This window comes from Sulfodiicoccus acidiphilus, assembly GCF_003967175.1.
Lineage (GTDB): Archaea > Thermoproteota > Thermoprotei_A > Sulfolobales > Sulfolobaceae > Sulfodiicoccus > Sulfodiicoccus acidiphilus.
In genome coordinates, this window is record NZ_AP018553.1 from 430,807 (window position 1) to 445,724 (window position 14,918).

15 protein-coding genes and 1 pseudogene are annotated in these 14,918 nt (G+C 51.2%); 10 read left to right on the forward strand and 6 right to left on the reverse strand.

What is annotated here, in order from left to right:
- Positions 1 to 159 precede the first annotated feature (159 nt).
- From tnpA to HS1genome_RS02420, 7 genes and pseudogenes are all read left to right on the forward strand, one after another.
- On the forward strand, positions 160 to 570 hold the full coding sequence (gene tnpA / locus HS1genome_RS02390; protein ID WP_126449365.1) for an IS200/IS605 family transposase: 411 nt from the start codon (positions 160 to 162) through the stop codon (positions 568 to 570).
- Positions 557 to 1,933 (forward strand): annotated as a pseudogene (locus tag HS1genome_RS02395) (RNA-guided endonuclease InsQ/TnpB family protein). The gene tnpA and the pseudogene HS1genome_RS02395 overlap by 14 nt, the downstream one beginning before the upstream one ends.
- Positions 1,934 to 1,960: 27 nt before the next feature.
- Positions 1,961 to 2,371, forward strand: a complete 411-nt coding sequence (locus HS1genome_RS02400; protein WP_126449367.1) for an STK_08120 family protein — start codon at positions 1,961 to 1,963, stop codon at positions 2,369 to 2,371.
- Between the two features lie 545 nt (positions 2,372 to 2,916).
- A complete protein-coding gene (locus HS1genome_RS02405; RefSeq protein ID WP_126449369.1) occupies positions 2,917 to 4,017 on the forward strand; it encodes a thiolase C-terminal domain-containing protein in 1,101 nt (366 codons plus the stop codon).
- The gene (locus tag HS1genome_RS02410; RefSeq protein WP_126449371.1) at positions 4,014 to 5,192 is read left to right on the forward strand and encodes a thiolase domain-containing protein; all 1,179 of its coding nucleotides are present in this window, start codon (positions 4,014 to 4,016) and stop codon (positions 5,190 to 5,192) included. Before HS1genome_RS02405 ends, HS1genome_RS02410 begins: the two co-directional genes overlap by 4 nt.
- Positions 5,189 to 5,698, forward strand: coding sequence for a Zn-ribbon domain-containing OB-fold protein (locus tag HS1genome_RS02415; RefSeq protein WP_126449372.1), 510 nt, complete (start codon positions 5,189 to 5,191; stop codon positions 5,696 to 5,698). The genes HS1genome_RS02410 and HS1genome_RS02415 overlap by 4 nt, the downstream gene beginning before the upstream one ends.
- On the forward strand, positions 5,689 to 6,096 hold the full coding sequence (locus HS1genome_RS02420; protein WP_126449374.1) for a Zn-ribbon domain-containing OB-fold protein: 408 nt from the start codon (positions 5,689 to 5,691) through the stop codon (positions 6,094 to 6,096). The genes HS1genome_RS02415 and HS1genome_RS02420 overlap by 10 nt, the downstream gene beginning before the upstream one ends.
- 886 nt (positions 6,097 to 6,982) lie before the next feature.
- On the opposite strand, the gene HS1genome_RS02430 is transcribed toward HS1genome_RS02420, so the two are convergent.
- The 4 genes from HS1genome_RS02430 to HS1genome_RS02445 form a co-directional block, all read right to left on the reverse strand.
- Positions 6,983 to 7,582 (reverse strand): DNA-3-methyladenine glycosylase family protein, encoded by a 600-nt coding sequence (locus tag HS1genome_RS02430; RefSeq protein ID WP_126449376.1) that lies wholly within the window; start codon positions 7,580 to 7,582, stop codon positions 6,983 to 6,985.
- Positions 7,583 to 7,984: 402 nt separating this feature from the next.
- Positions 7,985 to 8,392, reverse strand: a complete 408-nt coding sequence (locus tag HS1genome_RS02435) for a PaaI family thioesterase (RefSeq protein WP_126451277.1) — start codon at positions 8,390 to 8,392, stop codon at positions 7,985 to 7,987.
- A 322-nt stretch (positions 8,393 to 8,714) separates the two neighbouring features.
- Positions 8,715 to 9,131, reverse strand: coding sequence for a hypothetical protein (locus HS1genome_RS02440; protein WP_126449377.1), 417 nt, complete (start codon positions 9,129 to 9,131; stop codon positions 8,715 to 8,717).
- A gap of 59 nt (positions 9,132 to 9,190) precedes the next feature.
- Positions 9,191 to 9,979, reverse strand: coding sequence for a coiled-coil domain-containing protein (locus tag HS1genome_RS02445; protein ID WP_126449378.1), 789 nt, complete (start codon positions 9,977 to 9,979; stop codon positions 9,191 to 9,193).
- A gap of 1,331 nt (positions 9,980 to 11,310) precedes the next feature.
- Between HS1genome_RS02445 and HS1genome_RS12445 the strand changes: the two genes are divergently transcribed.
- Positions 11,311 to 11,523 (forward strand): hypothetical protein, encoded by a 213-nt coding sequence (locus HS1genome_RS12445; protein WP_126449380.1) that lies wholly within the window; start codon positions 11,311 to 11,313, stop codon positions 11,521 to 11,523.
- 43 nt (positions 11,524 to 11,566) lie between these two features.
- On the opposite strand, the gene HS1genome_RS02455 is transcribed toward HS1genome_RS12445, so the two are convergent.
- Entirely contained in the window at positions 11,567 to 12,583 is a 1,017-nt protein-coding gene (locus tag HS1genome_RS02455) for a glycosyltransferase family 4 protein (protein ID WP_158613679.1), read from the reverse strand.
- Positions 12,584 to 12,613: 30 nt separating this feature from the next.
- On the opposite strand from HS1genome_RS02455, the gene HS1genome_RS11930 reads away from it, so the two are divergent.
- A complete protein-coding gene (locus HS1genome_RS11930) occupies positions 12,614 to 12,991 on the forward strand; it encodes a BlaI/MecI/CopY family transcriptional regulator (RefSeq protein ID WP_158613681.1) in 378 nt (125 codons plus the stop codon).
- Positions 12,963 to 13,673: a M56 family metallopeptidase gene (locus HS1genome_RS02465; RefSeq protein ID WP_126449385.1), complete on the forward strand. Its 711-nt coding sequence runs from the start codon at positions 12,963 to 12,965 to the stop codon at positions 13,671 to 13,673. Before HS1genome_RS11930 ends, HS1genome_RS02465 begins: the two co-directional genes overlap by 29 nt.
- Here the strand turns inward: HS1genome_RS02465 and HS1genome_RS02470 are convergent.
- A complete protein-coding gene (locus HS1genome_RS02470; RefSeq protein WP_126449387.1) occupies positions 13,645 to 14,820 on the reverse strand; it encodes an amidase in 1,176 nt (391 codons plus the stop codon). The genes HS1genome_RS02465 and HS1genome_RS02470 overlap by 29 nt on opposite strands.
- Between the last annotated feature and the right edge of the window lie 98 nt (positions 14,821 to 14,918).

A 14,918-nucleotide genomic window follows, 5' to 3' on the forward strand; every position in this document is an offset into this window, starting at 1 on the left:
TCCCGCCGTGAAGGGCGAGGCTTTCCGCCCCCTCAACCCCCGACTTTGTAACAGTGAGGAGGCGGTTGAGATCTAAGGGCGTAGTGACAAAAGATTGGCAAGCCTCGCCCCTTCTAGGGGCGGGGTAAAGTTTTTAAAATCCGAATACTTTAAAGTATTGTGGAATATAAGTCAACGAGGCATGTGAAATACCTATGCAACTATCATTTCGTATGGGTTCCTAAGTATCGTAGAGGCATATTAATCGACGAAGTAGCTGAATACACTAAAGAGGTCTTGAAATCGATTGCTGAAGAGTTAGGTTGTGAAATAATGGCCCTAGAAGTAATGCCAGATCATGTACACCTCTTCGTAAAATGCCCACCCAGATACTCACCATCATACCTAGCAAACTACTTCAAGGGGAAGTCAGCCAGACTAGTTTTGAAGAAGTTCCCAGATTTGAGAAAATACACGGGAGGAAAACTCTGGACTAGAAGCTACTTCGTATCGACAGCCGGAAACGTATCAAGCGAGACAATAAGGAAGTACATTGAGGAACGATGGGTGAAAGAAGGTGAAGAGGACTAACGTGGTTAAACTCGTTATAGACAAGGACACCCACGAGAAGCTCAAGGAACTAGCTATAGTGACTGCCAAATGCTGGAACGAGGTAAACTGGTTAAGAATGCAACAGTTCAAGAAAGGGGAGAGAGTAGATTTTGCTAAAACTAAAAAGAGGTTTACGAGAAATATAAGCATGTGTTAAAGGTTAATGCACAGCAAGTGGCTAGGAAGAACGCTGAGGACTGGAGGAGCTTCTTCTCGCTAATTGAGGAAAAGAAGGAGGGTAAACTACCAAAGTGGTTCAGACCAAGACCTCCAGGCTATTGGAAGGACGAAAATGGGAAATATAAGCTGATTTTCATCATTAGGAACGACCGTTACGAGGTGAACGAAAGCGAGAGGACCATCTATTTGAAGGACTTTAAACTCTCTCTGAGGTTTAAGGGGAAACTTAAGTGGTGTGGAAAGCTAGGTAGGCTTGAGATTCACTACGACGATGCCAGGAAAGCTCGGTATGCACATATACCTGTTGAGGTGGAGAGCACTGTGGAGAGCAGGGGGAGCTTAAGGGCTTCAGTGGACTTGGGAATTGTTAATTTAGCCACCGTTTATGTTGAGGATGGTAAGTGGTATATTTTCAAGGGTGGTGGTGTTCTCTCTCGATACGAGTATTATGGTAAGAGGACAAGTGAGGTTCAGAAAGTTTTGGCTAGGCATGGGCAAAGGAGGGGTAGGAAGCTTAAATTGCTTTACGATAAGAGGAGGGGGTTCTTAAAACACGCGTTAAATAGCATGGTTAGGAAGATAATGGAGGAGTTAGGACAAAAGGGGGTAAGTGAAGTTGTTATAGGTTATCCTAGAGAGATTAGTAGGAACCACGGCAACAAACTCACTGTAAACTTCTGGAACTATAGTTATGTCGTTAAGCGTTTTGAGGAGATTGGGGAGGAATTAGGGATTAAGATTGTTAGGGTGAACGAGTCTTACACTTCTAAGTCTTGTTCCCTGTGCGGGGAAGCCCACGAAAGTGGGCGTATTAAGCGTGGTTTGTTCAGGTGTCCCCGCATGGGGAAAGTTATAAATGCGGATTTGAATGGGGCGATAAATATTCTACACATCCCCGAGTCTCTAGGATCTGGGAGTGGAGGGCAACTCCCAGTGAGGGATAGGGGTAACGGACCGAAGGCCCGGCCCGTGGTCCACCTCTGGACGAACGGAGCGGGGTGGGTGCTATTAGCACCCACCAGCTATGAAGCGATGAAAATGAAGGCGGTAAACCACGAACCTATGATCCGCCCTAAGGGGACCCTCGCCCTTTAGGGCGGGGAGGAGGTCAGTATTGAAGTGCCTGTCCTCTTTAGTTTTCCACTTTGATGAAAATTTATAGAGAGCGTTTAGGCTAAACTACTGCAGATTGAGAGAGATCTACAGCTTTCCTACGAAACAAGAGGCAAGCCCAATTAAGGTTATATGCGCAGATCCAAAGTTTCTACTTCCTAAGGTCATTAGAGCTCTGAAGGACGTCACAATAAAGGAAGAAGGATATGTCGGATGGGGTTTTTATTTTGGAACAAATTTCACAATAAGAGGCCATGTATACTCTCCTGAGGATGGAGTTGTTTACCCTTTCGAGTTAGAGGGAAGGGGTAAAGGAGGTGGTAAAGTGACCCTTCTAGTTCATGAGAATCAAGTTACTGTAGAGTTCCAATACGAAGGATGGAAATTCACACCGTTAATGGGAACTGTAATCAGGGGCTGGTTGAAAAAATTCGGAGAGGAATTTGATGAACAGGTAACATTGGAGAGAATTAAGAGAAAAATTTAGTTTTCACATTTACTCTTAGCGGGGTTGAGGGGGCGGAAGACCCCTCATGTGAGGATGGATAGATCCCTCGTTTAAATATCGGTCTTCAAGAAACTACCCCAACGACACTCAACGACGGGGCGTCGCGGATAAGGTGAAGTTAAGGGGAAAGTCCCTTGTAAGGAGATGAAGTCGTCTTATCTCCACCTGTGAACTCGAAGCCGGAACTAGGCCGCTGGGCCTACTTCTGCACTCTCTTGGTTCGGGTCTTGTCAGTGGAGAGCGAACAATTATGACATTACTTTATTTCTCCTTATTAATAAAACTAAAGACAAACGACCTCCTTATTGGACTTCTATACTCCAGTATGTAGGGTCGTTCCACCGATGGGGTGGAGGAGGGTTAGCCTCTTCAGAGACTCCTGTGAAGTGCGAGGATTTCAGGATCGATTATGAAATAATACGGGATCCCGAGAAGCCCAAACCTCCCTGTAATAGTCAACTAACAGAAACTAGGAAACTAAACTTTTTACCATTTCCTTCTACGCCATTGCCGAGGTGAATTCCATGAGGGTCGGATTGGTATCTTATGGCTTCTCAGGGTTCGCTCCTTCTGTCTCAGACAAGAGCTTCAGGGAGATGACCTTCGAGGCGGCCTCTAAGGCCTACGCGAAGGTCGGACTCAATCCGAGGACTGACGTCGATGCTTTCGTGTCCTGCAAGGAGGACTTCTGGGAGGGAATATCAATAACAGACGAGTTCGCCCCGGACCAACTGGGAGGTGCACTTAAACCAGTCTTCACCGTTACCGGGGACGGTCTGTTGGGCATCGTAAACGCATATATGATGATAAGGACAGGCGCCTTCGACGTTGTGGTGGTGGAGGCTCACGGGAAGCCCTCGGAAGTGAAGTCCTACGGGGACGTGGAGCGTATGTCCCAGGACCCCATATATGTCAGGCCCCTTAACTTCCCAAACTATCACAGCGTCAAGGCCGTGGAGGCCAAGGCGTTCATGCGATCGGCCAAACTAACGAGGGAGGACTTGGGGCTGTACGTCTCCCAGACTAAGAGGAACGGGCTCTTAAGCTCAAGGGCTCCTCACGCCTCTGACCTTTCCGTAGACGCTTACCTGCACGAAGAGCAGGTGCTCGGTCCCTTATCAGAGAGCGATCTCGCTCCCAGGACAGATGCCTCGTTGGTGTTCGTGGTAGCCTCTGAGGCCAAGGCCAGGGAACTCTCTGGCTCGCCGGTTTGGTTAATGGGCGTGGGGTGGGCGTCGGACTACCACACTCCATCGTACAGGAACCTAGAGATCGACATGTCAGCTAGGAACGCGGCGAGGATGGCCTTCAAGCTCGCTGGGATAGAGGACCCCAAGAGGAAGCTAGGGTTCGCGGAAGTCGACGAAAGGTATAGCTTCGTGGCCCTTCGGGATCTGGTCTCAATGGGACTGGTAGACGACGTTAGGAGTGCGTTGAATGGAGGAGATCTGTCTAGAGAGGGCAGTCTCCCCGTGAACAGGAGGGGAGGTGCCCTCAGCGAGGGCCTTCCTCTGGAGGCCCATGGGTTAGCGAGGCTCGCTGCGGCGTGCGACCTCTTAGATGGTGTAGGAGTGGTGGTTAGTGGCACGGGGAACACGACCGCAGTAGTGGTGGTGACGCCTTGAGGCCAAACGTAAATGTGAAGAATAGAGTTGCTGTCGTAGGGGCTGGGCTCACCCTATTCAGGAGGAGGCTCCTGGAAACTCCACAGGAACTAGCTTGGATCGCCGCCAAGCAGGCCCTGCAGGAGGCTGGTCTGGACTTCAAGGACGTGGACTGCGTTGTTAGCGGGAGCGCTCCAGACGCCTTCGACGGCGTCCACATGAAAGGTGAATACTACGTCGAGGGTGTGGCCGACGGGAAGCCTCACGTCAGGGTCTACGTGGGCGGGGGGACTGGTGTGTTCGTTCCCGTTGCAGCCTGGTGGCACGTAGCGTCTGGACTGTGTAAGAGGGTGCTGGTCCTAGCGGAGGAGAAGATGAGCTCTGCCGCTCAGCCCCACCCTCAAGCGGTGTTCAAACACATATGGGATCCTCTAATCGAGAAACCACTCAACCCGAACTTGATATGGATCTTCGCCATGGAGATGCACAGGTACATGTATAGGTGTGGCGTCAAAAAAGAGGACATAGCGCTAGTGTCCGTGAAAAACAAAAGAAATGCCCTAGACCACCCCTCGGCTCAGGCTGCGGGCAGGATCACTGTTGAGGACGTGCTTAACAGTGAAATGTTAGTGTACCCAGTTAACAGGCTCGACGTATCTCCTGTGTCAGATGGGGCGGCGGCCCTAGTCATGGTATCCGAAGAGTGGGCCAACAGGCTCACAGACAACCCGGTTTGGGTCGAGGGTATCGGGTTCAACTTGGATTCCACCAACTGGACCAATAGGGACCTCTCTTTCCCAGTTTACGTGAGAAGGGCCGCGGAGATGGCCTATAGGTTAGCCGGAGTAACTAACCCAGCGAAAGAGATAGACGTGGTTGAACCCTACGACCCCTTTGACTACAAGGAGCTCCACCACATGGAGGGACTTGGGCTCTGTGCTCCTTGCGGGGCCGCCAAGTTGACGAGAGAAGGACTGACACAGAGGGACGGCGAGCTTCCCACCAGCCCTAGCGGCGGATTACTTGGAGTAGGGAATCCTATAGCGGCAGCGGGACTGATGAAGGTGGCCGAGATCTTCTGGCAACTGCGAGGTGAGGCCGGGGCAAGACAGGTAAAAAAGGACGCGGTGACTGGACTGGCCCAGGCCTGGGGGGACCTTATGCAAGTTGGGACAGTGGTGGTGATGAGGAGGTGAATTCGACGAAGGGCACGCCCCTCAGCGAGGAGGACTTCAAGAGGGCCGTGAAAGAGATCACTAGGCCGAGAGCAGTCTACGACGTGGCCCCAGGAGAGGCATACTCTAGGTTCTTCCGTGGATTGAAGGAAGGGAAGATCTTGGGAACTAGGTGCCCCTCCTGTCGTCTGGTTCACGTTCCCCCTAAGGTATACTGTCAGTACTGCTACGTCCCACTTACTGAGTGGGTGGAGGTAAAAGATGAGGGATACGTGGAGACCGCTGTCGTGGTTTACATAGCTGCGGAGAGGGAAAGGTTGGAGACGCCAGAAGTGGTTGGGGTTGTGCGGCTTGAGGGATCTGGGGACGAGTACCGCTTTCCAGGGCTGATGCACAGGATCTGTGCCGACCCCGACGACGTTAAGTCGATGAAGCTCCTAGGATCTAAGGTGAGGGCTAGATGGGCAAAGGAGAAACAGGGAGGAATAAACGACATAGAGTGTTTCGAGGTGGTACAATGGAAGTGAGAATGGAAATAGATGCCTACGAGTACACTCCAGGTCCAATGGGGGATAAGTGGCTTGAGGAGCTAAAGCAGGGAAGACTCACGGCCTCGAAGTGCTCTTCGTGTGGGACGGTCTTTCTACCTCCTAAGTTGTATTGTCCTGTGTGCAGAGGTGAGGCGAAGGAGCTCGTTCCCACTGGGAAGGGAAGGGCCGTAAACGTGGTGCAGGTGAAAGTGGACGATGAGGGGAAGAAACTGACTAGACCCGTGAAGCTAGCCTTGATACGTTTTGACGGGATCTTCGGGGGACTGCTCCATTACGTGTCAGACGAAGTCGAGGAGGGAGACCAGGTCAAACCGAAGTTCAAGGTAGAGAGGAGGGGATCCATAACTGACATTGAGTTCTTCGAGAGGGTTTGAACGGCTACGCTGGTCGGATCTCCACTGATACGGGTGCTTCTAAATGTCCTCGATCAATCCTCGATGAGACAAGTTCTATTTCCCGGCACGCATAGATGACAACGTAGAACTCCTTTCTCTCTATCAATACCTACTCTTTTTCTCCTTCATCTCTTTAATTTCCTCACTTTAGTTTTTCTCTCCATTTTTCTCCTAGTTCGTCATCACCTCTACTTAACTTTATTGACGTTTGAGGGGGTTAAAGTCCCCTCCCCAGGGAAGGTCCACTCGTAGAAACGTTTCGCTCGCGAAACGAAAGCGATCGCACCTCTGCCGTAAAGGTGGATACCTAGTGACCGCGGGGAACTCGGTGAAGGACGAAACTCGTAACCTCCCTTCCACACCGTTCCTCCTTCGCGGTGAGGGGACCCGGTTGGCTCAGGGAATGGGAAACCCAGGTCGCAAGGACGCCACGTCCGTCAGGGTGGGGGTAGTTCGCACGTGATAAAACCATCCCGACTCAACTTTCAACGTTTACCTCTCTACATCTCCCAGCCGACCTTTATCGTCCACGAGACCTAGTGAAATGTGCCCATCATAGGTTGGAAGATCCGTTTATAGGAGGCACGTGATCTGACTTCCTCCCCTCCCCCCGGAAGGGTTCACTCCCAGAGGGCTCGTCGTTCCCACCATCAACTCGAAACTGCATTTCTCATTTGGTGGGCAGACGAGTGGATCAGAGAGCCACCCCCACTTAAAGAGGGACCTTTCCTCCTTGACGTCCAGCCCCTTAAGGGGGAAGGAAGGCGTTGCTTTCCCCTCCCGCAGTTTCTGAGTCCTCAATCGAGCTGGAAGAGGGAAGTCGTGAGCGTCACTAAGAAAATTTAGATAAAGAAGTGTTTAAACTTTAAACTGTGAGCACTGGAATGGTAGAGTCGTTCGTACCGCTCTTCCAAAGGTAGATGGTGGCGTAAGTCCTCACCGGCTTCCACTTCTCGCCCAACTGGAGCACCTGCTTCCTGTCGGGGACGGATCCATTGAAGTAGAGTCTTCCTATCGCCTTCCTCACACCTAGGTCCCCGGCCGGGAGAACATCCTCCCTTCTTAGACAAAAAATGAGGTACATCTGAGCAGTCCACTCCCCTATTCCCCTCATGGTCGTTAATGTTGCTAAAACCTCGTCGTCTGACTTCCAAGTGAGGGCCTCCAAGTCTAAGGTTCCTTGCTCCACTGCCTTAGCTATGGAGATTATATACTCAACTTTTCTCCTCGAGAGACCCACCCCAGTCAGAATGGAGGAGTGAGCCACGATCGACTCGGGGGTAGTCCCAATAGACCGGAGCCTCGCCACCACGGCGGAAGCTGCCTTCCAGCTAAGTTGCTGCCACACCACCGCCTCTATTAGGCCGAAGAACTTGTCTTTAATCTCGGGTCTTAGCTTCCCGTACTTCTGGACTAGCATTCTCATGACATCGTCCTTCAGGGCCAATTGTTCATGAGGGCCCATGTTTCCTTCTTACCTCGCCAAGGTTAATAGGATGTTAGGGCTGAAACCCTCTTCCACGTTGACGGAAATGTTTTTGGTTTATACGTTAATTTCGTTAATAGTAGACGACCTCTAACGCCGATTTGAGCTCCGCCTGGGGGGAGTGATCATGGAGATGCGAGCCCCCTCGTCGCTGGGCCCCCAAGGAGCCCAGTCCCCTAAACGTGATCTGGACGACCGCGGGGTTGAGGGACGAGTCCCTACACTCGATCGCAAATCAACTTGAAACAACTGAAATGAAAGCGTGGAGACAAACGGGATCTAGTGCGACTGCCCCTTCAATTCACTCGCGAGGATGACTCAGAGAATCCTTGAAGTTCCAGGTACACCATGAGACCTGGAAAGGTGAGGTATCACATCACTTCACATTCTTCTCAAGATGTACCACGTGCCAAGGGCCTTGGCTCCCAATGTCCCCGACGAGTCCCTGAACTCTAGGTCTACCACCACTGTGGTTCGTCCTTTCCTCACTATTTTCCCTTCCGAGGTGAAGGGGCCTTTTCTCATTGGTTCGAGAAAGTTGACCTTGAGTTCCTGCGTTACCTGATCTTCTCCATCGTTCACAGTCATCACTGTGAGACCACCCGTGTAATCCATCACCGTCATTACGGCTCCTCCATGTAGGATGTCCCCCGTTCTGGTGATCTCCTTGTGAAACGGAATCTCAAGCACAGCCCTCCCTTCCTCTAGTTTCACAATCCTTAACTTGAGGAACTTGAAGAACGGTTCGAGTTCCTCGAAGGTCTTGTTAACGGCCTCCAGGTCCTCCATCATATTCCTGATGGCTTGCGCCCTGCCCATGACATAGATAGGTTGCAGTTGACTAAGAAAGCTTTCCTCATCTACAAAAACGTACAGGGCCCCTCGCTTCTAGCCGACCTGAGCGCGGCTTATCGCGAACAAAAGGAGGACTCCGAGGATCTCGAAAGAGCTAAGTTTTCTGCTAGTTGACCCTGAAAGTCTGCGGTAATGGAAGGTCCTCTTCCTTAATGGAACTCCTCAGGACTATTTCTTAGACTGTTTTCCTTACCTAGAGATTAAAGGGCCAGTCAAAGTACATTCGACTTTAGTCCTCCACCAAGTCCCCTTGCAGTCACGGATGGTGAGAGTTTGTTCTCTCATTTTTCATTTCTTTCATTATCTTTGCTGTCAAGTAACCCCACATTATTAAGTAGGCCGCTGGGAACACGTAAAATCCTGCCACCATTAAGACGTCCAATACCGTTATTACTGGTGCTCTACCGAATTGTAGGAGTGCCCTAAAATGGGCCCTGGATAAAGACGAGGTGATCATGGCTACCGTGGCTAGGGAGGCTCCTAGATGTATGGCCCACTCTTTTCCTGCCCTTATCTCGAGCGCAGCGAAGAGGACCAAGAGCACCGCAAGAGCTGTGAATATGGTGAGAATTTCCGGTACCAGCTTGTAGAACCAGAGTAGACCTCCACCGGCCCCCACTGAAACTGCAGAGGCCAAGGACAACGCAGCTAACACTTTCCTTCTACGACACAAGGATTTCTTCGCACCTCTCCTCTGACGGTACTGATCCCTCGTTTTCTAGTGTACCCTTTTCAACCTTCTTTGTTCTCCATTTTGCGTAGAAGGGTGGCGAGCCGCTTCCTTAGCGATCCCACCTTCTTATCAATTTCGTTGACCTTACTGTCAAGAACTTCAACTTTACTGTTCAGTCCATCCATCCTACCGTTCATCTCGTTCCTGAAGGAGTCCACCTTGCTGTCTACGGCCTCTATCCTCTTCTCTAGTCCATCCATCCTACTGTTCAGTCCATCCATCCTACCGTTCATCTCGTTCCTGAAGGAGTCCACCTTGCTGTCTACGGCCTCTATCCTCTTCTCTAGTCCATCCATCCTACTGTTCAGTCCATCCATCCTACCGTTCATCTCGTTCCTGAAGGAGTCCACCTTGCTGTCTACGGCCTCTATCCTCTTCTCTAGTCCATCCATCCTACTGTTCAGTCCATCCATCCTACCGTTCATCTCGTTCCTGAAGGAGTCCACCTTGCTGTCTACGGCCTCTATCCTCTTCTCTAGTCCATCCATCCTACTGTTCAGTCCATCCATCCTACCGTTCATCTCGTTCCTGAAGGAGTCCACCTTGCTGTCTACGGCCTCTATCCTCTTCTCTAGTCCATCCATCCTACTGTTCAGTCCATCCATCCTACCGTTCATCTCTTGCCTCAGACCTGAAATCTCCGCTCTAACAGCTTGCATCGCCTGGGAGAAAATGAGCATCATCACTTCAGAGTCGGTCAATTTCTTGCCTTCTTGGACTTTCTTGACAATTTTCTCCGAGAACTGCTTCAGAACGGCGTCTATTATTGCCGCTGAAATCTCGGCCATGTTATAAACTATCCCTACTAACAGTTATAAAAATGGGGGTTTAGGAACCACATCCCCTAAACTCGACTAAAACGTTGTGAGGTATTCGATGTCATCCCCTCCGAAGGACTTTCTCCCGATGGTGGTGTGGAAAACTTCACCAGGAAGGACAGATAGGTTGACGAGAAGGTTCTTAGGTTTCAATAGATAAGGTTAAGGAATCTACAAACTAACTAGTCTAACGAGGGGAAGTAGTGTTGTTACTACATGTACTACGTGAGGATTCAAGTTCAGATTGTTAATGTGGACGTCAACTCCTCCTAAATGCAAGGAAAGGACCTTATGGAGAAGTTTCACTTCGAGCTTCGTTTCTATTTTTGGGTCTTCCTAGGAGACGTTCCTTCAACAGATGGGAATCCTCCTTAGATCTCCGCTAACTTGTAGCTCTTGAAGCTTAGAGTCCATCTCTTAGCCACTAAGAAAGCCTAAATTCCCCAAAGACTGGCTCCTTAAACGTCCTATGATTAATTTGCCGAGTCCCGATGGATGAGGAAAAATAAATAAATGAGGACTTATGTGGGTGAACAACCCCTTACTAACGGGGCGTCATCGCCTCGAAGGTCTCCTGCTTCACAGAGCAATCTTGATTCCCCTTAACCATAGCGGAGGTTCAGAGGGACAGTTCCGTGAACAGTACGGAAGAGGAGTTACGGAAGATAGCTTTCCACAGGCGTAAGTTTCCCCCAGTCCCGAGAATGAGATCTAGCTTTTACAGCCGAGATCAGAGGATTCTTTGTTTTTATTATATAAAAACATTTCTATAAGGAGTCTGCCCGTCTCCTCATCCATAATGTTGTCTTGAAACGTGAGTGGAGGTAGACCACCCGCGAGGACGAATGGCCCCCTTCCACTCCAACACCAGTTCCCAGACTACGTGTCGAGACAGTTAAACGCAGCGACCTTCACCTAGACGCCCGAAAGGGGAGGGTCAGCTAAGTCACGCCTCCGTCCCAACCGTTGGCCAGAGGCGGGTGAAAGGGATCGCGCACACGTCCAAATACGCTGGACGACGCTCGGTGCCCGTGGGGCGCCCCACCCTCGTGGGGTCGCGAAGTAGGAAGCACCTCCGTAAGTGGTAGTGGTTCACAAGTGTGGTAAACAGAAAACTCAAGGTCACTCTATCAGAGCGGCTAAATGTGTGTAGAGAGATATCTTACAAAGTCGGGGGTTGAGGGGGCGGAAAGTCTCGCCTTTCACGGCGGGGACGGACAGCCCCCTCATATTTATACTTCTTTGTGAAATTTCTCTTAGTGGTACTAACGACGCTCCTCCCCAGCTCGATCTAAGGTTTAATGGGACTGAGGGAGGAGCGAGCAGCGGCTTCAATTTCCTTTAAGGGACTAGACGTAATGGGTGAAAGTCCCCTCCTCTTCAAATGGGAGTGGATCTCTGATCCACTCGACTGCCCACCAAACGAGACATGTAATCCCGAACCGATGGTGGGAACGACGAGCCCCCTGGGAGGGAACCCTCGTCCCTTCCAGGGCGGGGAGGAAGTCAGATAAGCTTAGGAAGGTATTTAATGTGAGATCACGTCTAAGTACTGCTTCACTCTGCCAAGGATGTGTAAAGTTCGGCTAGTTTACGTCCTACTTCCCCCGGTGAATGTCTACTCTCCACGACCCGCCTGCCTGCAGAACCTAACTTCCTGTTCAGCTCAGGGGAGTCAAGTAGCTCCTTAGAGGACTCCAAGAAACACCTTACGTCCCTCCTTTCGCATAACTCCCCCCCTCCTTGAAGCGTTTCCGGCAGCGAGCCGTAGTCAGAGGACACTACTGGCACTCCCACGCTCATGGCCTCGAGCATTGTGAACCCGTAAGCCTCAACTTGGCTCGGGAAAAGGAGCACATCGGTCTCCATCAAAAGTTCTCTCAGTCTCTCCCGGGGCAAAGGATTCACATACTCTACGTCCTTCAGTCTTCTCCTCGGTTGGCCTATCCATATTTTCCTGTGTTCCTTACCAATAGAAAGGAAGACGTGTTCAGCCACCTCCCCTCCCTTCCTGTCGTAGTCCAATCCTACGAACAGGATGGTCGATTTACTGTGAGGTCTCCTGAAGCCCGTTTCCATTGGAGGTGGTATGATCCTGACGTCCTCTAATCCATCTGCCTTAAGTCCGTCCGCACTCCACTCCGTCCACGTCACCACTACGGCTCTCCTATTCAAAGTTCTAAACAACAGTTCCCCGACCCTCTTGGATAGTCCGCTGAGCTTAGCGTACTCTGTGAAAAATGTGGATATGGGTTGGTCCAGTTCTGTGACCCACTTTCCTCGAGGTATGTAGAGATTGTCTAGGAAGAACGAATGCACCACTTCTCCCCTCACAGGGATGAGCGGTTGTGTTGCGAATCTCAGCGTCCAGTTAATCGCTGTCCTCCAGCTTCTCTCGTAACCGTTAAAAGTCGGAGGAAGCCTGGGGTATCCCTCAAAGACTTCGTACTCAACATCTCCTGGTGGGTGTTGCAATCTCAACGAAATAGCAGTCCTGAACTTGCCGTCGACTCTGTTGCGGGTGGCGATCAGTTTTACCCTCATGGAGGCAACTATTACTGTAGTTGGGCTCAAGCATATAAGCTTAGAGTTCCCTTGACAATTGTGGATGAGCTGGGAGAACTGGAGAGACTAGTCATGGAGGTGGTTTGGTCCAGAGGTAGAGCGTTCGTTAAGGACGTTCACGAGGAGCTCAGTCGCACAAGATCGCTTGCCCCCACCACGGTTTCGACTGTGCTTGACAGGCTCTACAGGAAGGGCTTCCTGCGGAGGGAGTTAGTAAAGGAGGGTGGGCTCAGGTATATTTACTACCCAAAGGTCACTAGGGAAGAATTCCAGAGGTCCAAGATAAGGAGAATGGCAACCACTATCTTGGACTCCCTAGAGGATCCAGCCTTCGCCTCTATATTGGGAGACACGAACTTGAAGGAGCTCAAGGAGAGACTGAGGAGACTTGCTTCCTCCGAGTCCGATAGAGGTTAGACTCATCCGCCTCGGGGAGGCGGTTGCGCTCTCAGTGTTTCTTTCCCTACTGGGGATTTCGTTGAAAAGACTCTGGAAGGTGGGCCCTGTACTTGGAGCCGCCCCCATGGTGGCTTACGTTTCAGGATACGCACATTTCTTGCTAGACGTTTGGACTAGGTTCGGGAGGATACCTCTTCACCTATTAGCGGAGCCTGCGACGCTCTTCGTAAGCTCTCTGACCTTCCTAGTCGTGTTGAGGACATTTTATGTCGGATTGGCCTCAAGGAACTACCTAGAACCCCATCCAGAGTTGTTGAGGACCTTCACCGAAGCAACTCGTAAGGTCGGGGTGAGGGCGAAGTTGTCGGTGCTTGACAGGGGAGATCCCGTTGTTTACACGACGATCTCGTTCACCCCCAGGGTGGTAATCTCCGTGGGGGCCTTGGAGGGCCTAGGAGAGGAAGAACTGGCAGCAGTGCTCTATCACGAGTTATCTCACGTAAAACTGGGTCACATGAGCCTAAAGGTGATCTATTATGCCACTCTAGTGGTTGCGTTCCTGAACCCGTTACAGGTGAGGCTGTATAGGATGGCCATAAACGAAATGGAGAAGGAGGCCGACGCCATGGCCGCTAGTATGGTCGGTGGGAAGGCTCTCACCTCTGCGTTAGTCAAATTGAGCGAGCCCCTAAGGTATTGATGACGAACTCGAGCAGGGAGAGGTCCTCTCCCAAGTCTGCCACCATTTGGGCCCCCACCATCTCGTTGATCGGGACAGAGAGAGCTGGGTTACCGGTTAGGTTGAAGGGCGCCGTGTTGGAGACCAATCTCACTCTCCACTCTACTTCCTTTCCCAAGACCTCCTCGAGTAGAGGAGGCCTCACCTTCACCGTCGGACAAATGAGTAAATCGAACGACTTGAAAATCCTTGAAAGGTACGACACTGCCTCGCTCCTGATCCTTTGGGCGTTAACGTAGTCTACTCCTCTAAGTCCCATCCCCATCCTTAGGAAGGAAATTACATCTGGAAAGTAAAGCGTCTCCCGTTCTGGCAGGAACTTTGAGTGGTAGGCAGCTGCCTCGACCGCAGCTATGACGAATCGAGCCTCGGACCAGCCCTTGTCTTGGAGCGAGACATACTCTACTTCTAAGGTCGAACTGAGCTTGTCCACGAATTTCATGAACTCCTTCTCTACCTCCGTGCCCTCAGTCATTTCCCTGATCAAGCCGACCCTCCTATACTTCCTATCCTTCTCTGGTACCGATAGGTTGAGAGTGGTACTTGGGTCCTTACTGTCGTAACCCTTTGAGGCTTTGTAGGCCTCCACGATCAATTTCAGGTCCCTTCCTATGAATCCGACGTGGTCTAGGCTCCACGCCATCGGCACAACACCGTTCCTACTTACTCTCCCGAAGGTAGGTTTGAAGCCGTAGACTCCGCATAGTGCAGCCGGTATCCTAATCGAGCCTCCAGTGTCAGTTCCAAGAGCTAGCTCCACGTCCCCAGCCGCCACGGCAGCAGCCGAGCCACCGCTAGAACCGCCGGTGATCCTTGACGGATCTCGGGGATTTCTCGTGGGCCCGAACCTGCTGCTAGTGTTTGTAGCGCCTATGGCGAACTCGTGGGTATTTGCCTTGGCTATGGGAGTGAACCCGGCCCTCTTCAGTCTTCTCACCACTGAGGAGTCCTCCTCTGCCACGTATTCCATCACCCTCGAACCGGCAGTGGTCCTCGCTCCCTTGACGTCAATTACGTCCTTCACAGCTATGGGTAGTCCTCCTTCCCACTCCAATACCTGGACGTATTGGTTGAAGCGATTTTCCTCAAGCCTCTTCCTCAGCTCCAACTGCTAACACCACCAAGAGGGTCGTCTCGAAAGGGAACTGAGAGGACAATACCTTCGACATCTCCCTCACCGTGTTGACGGACGACTCCACGCTGGCC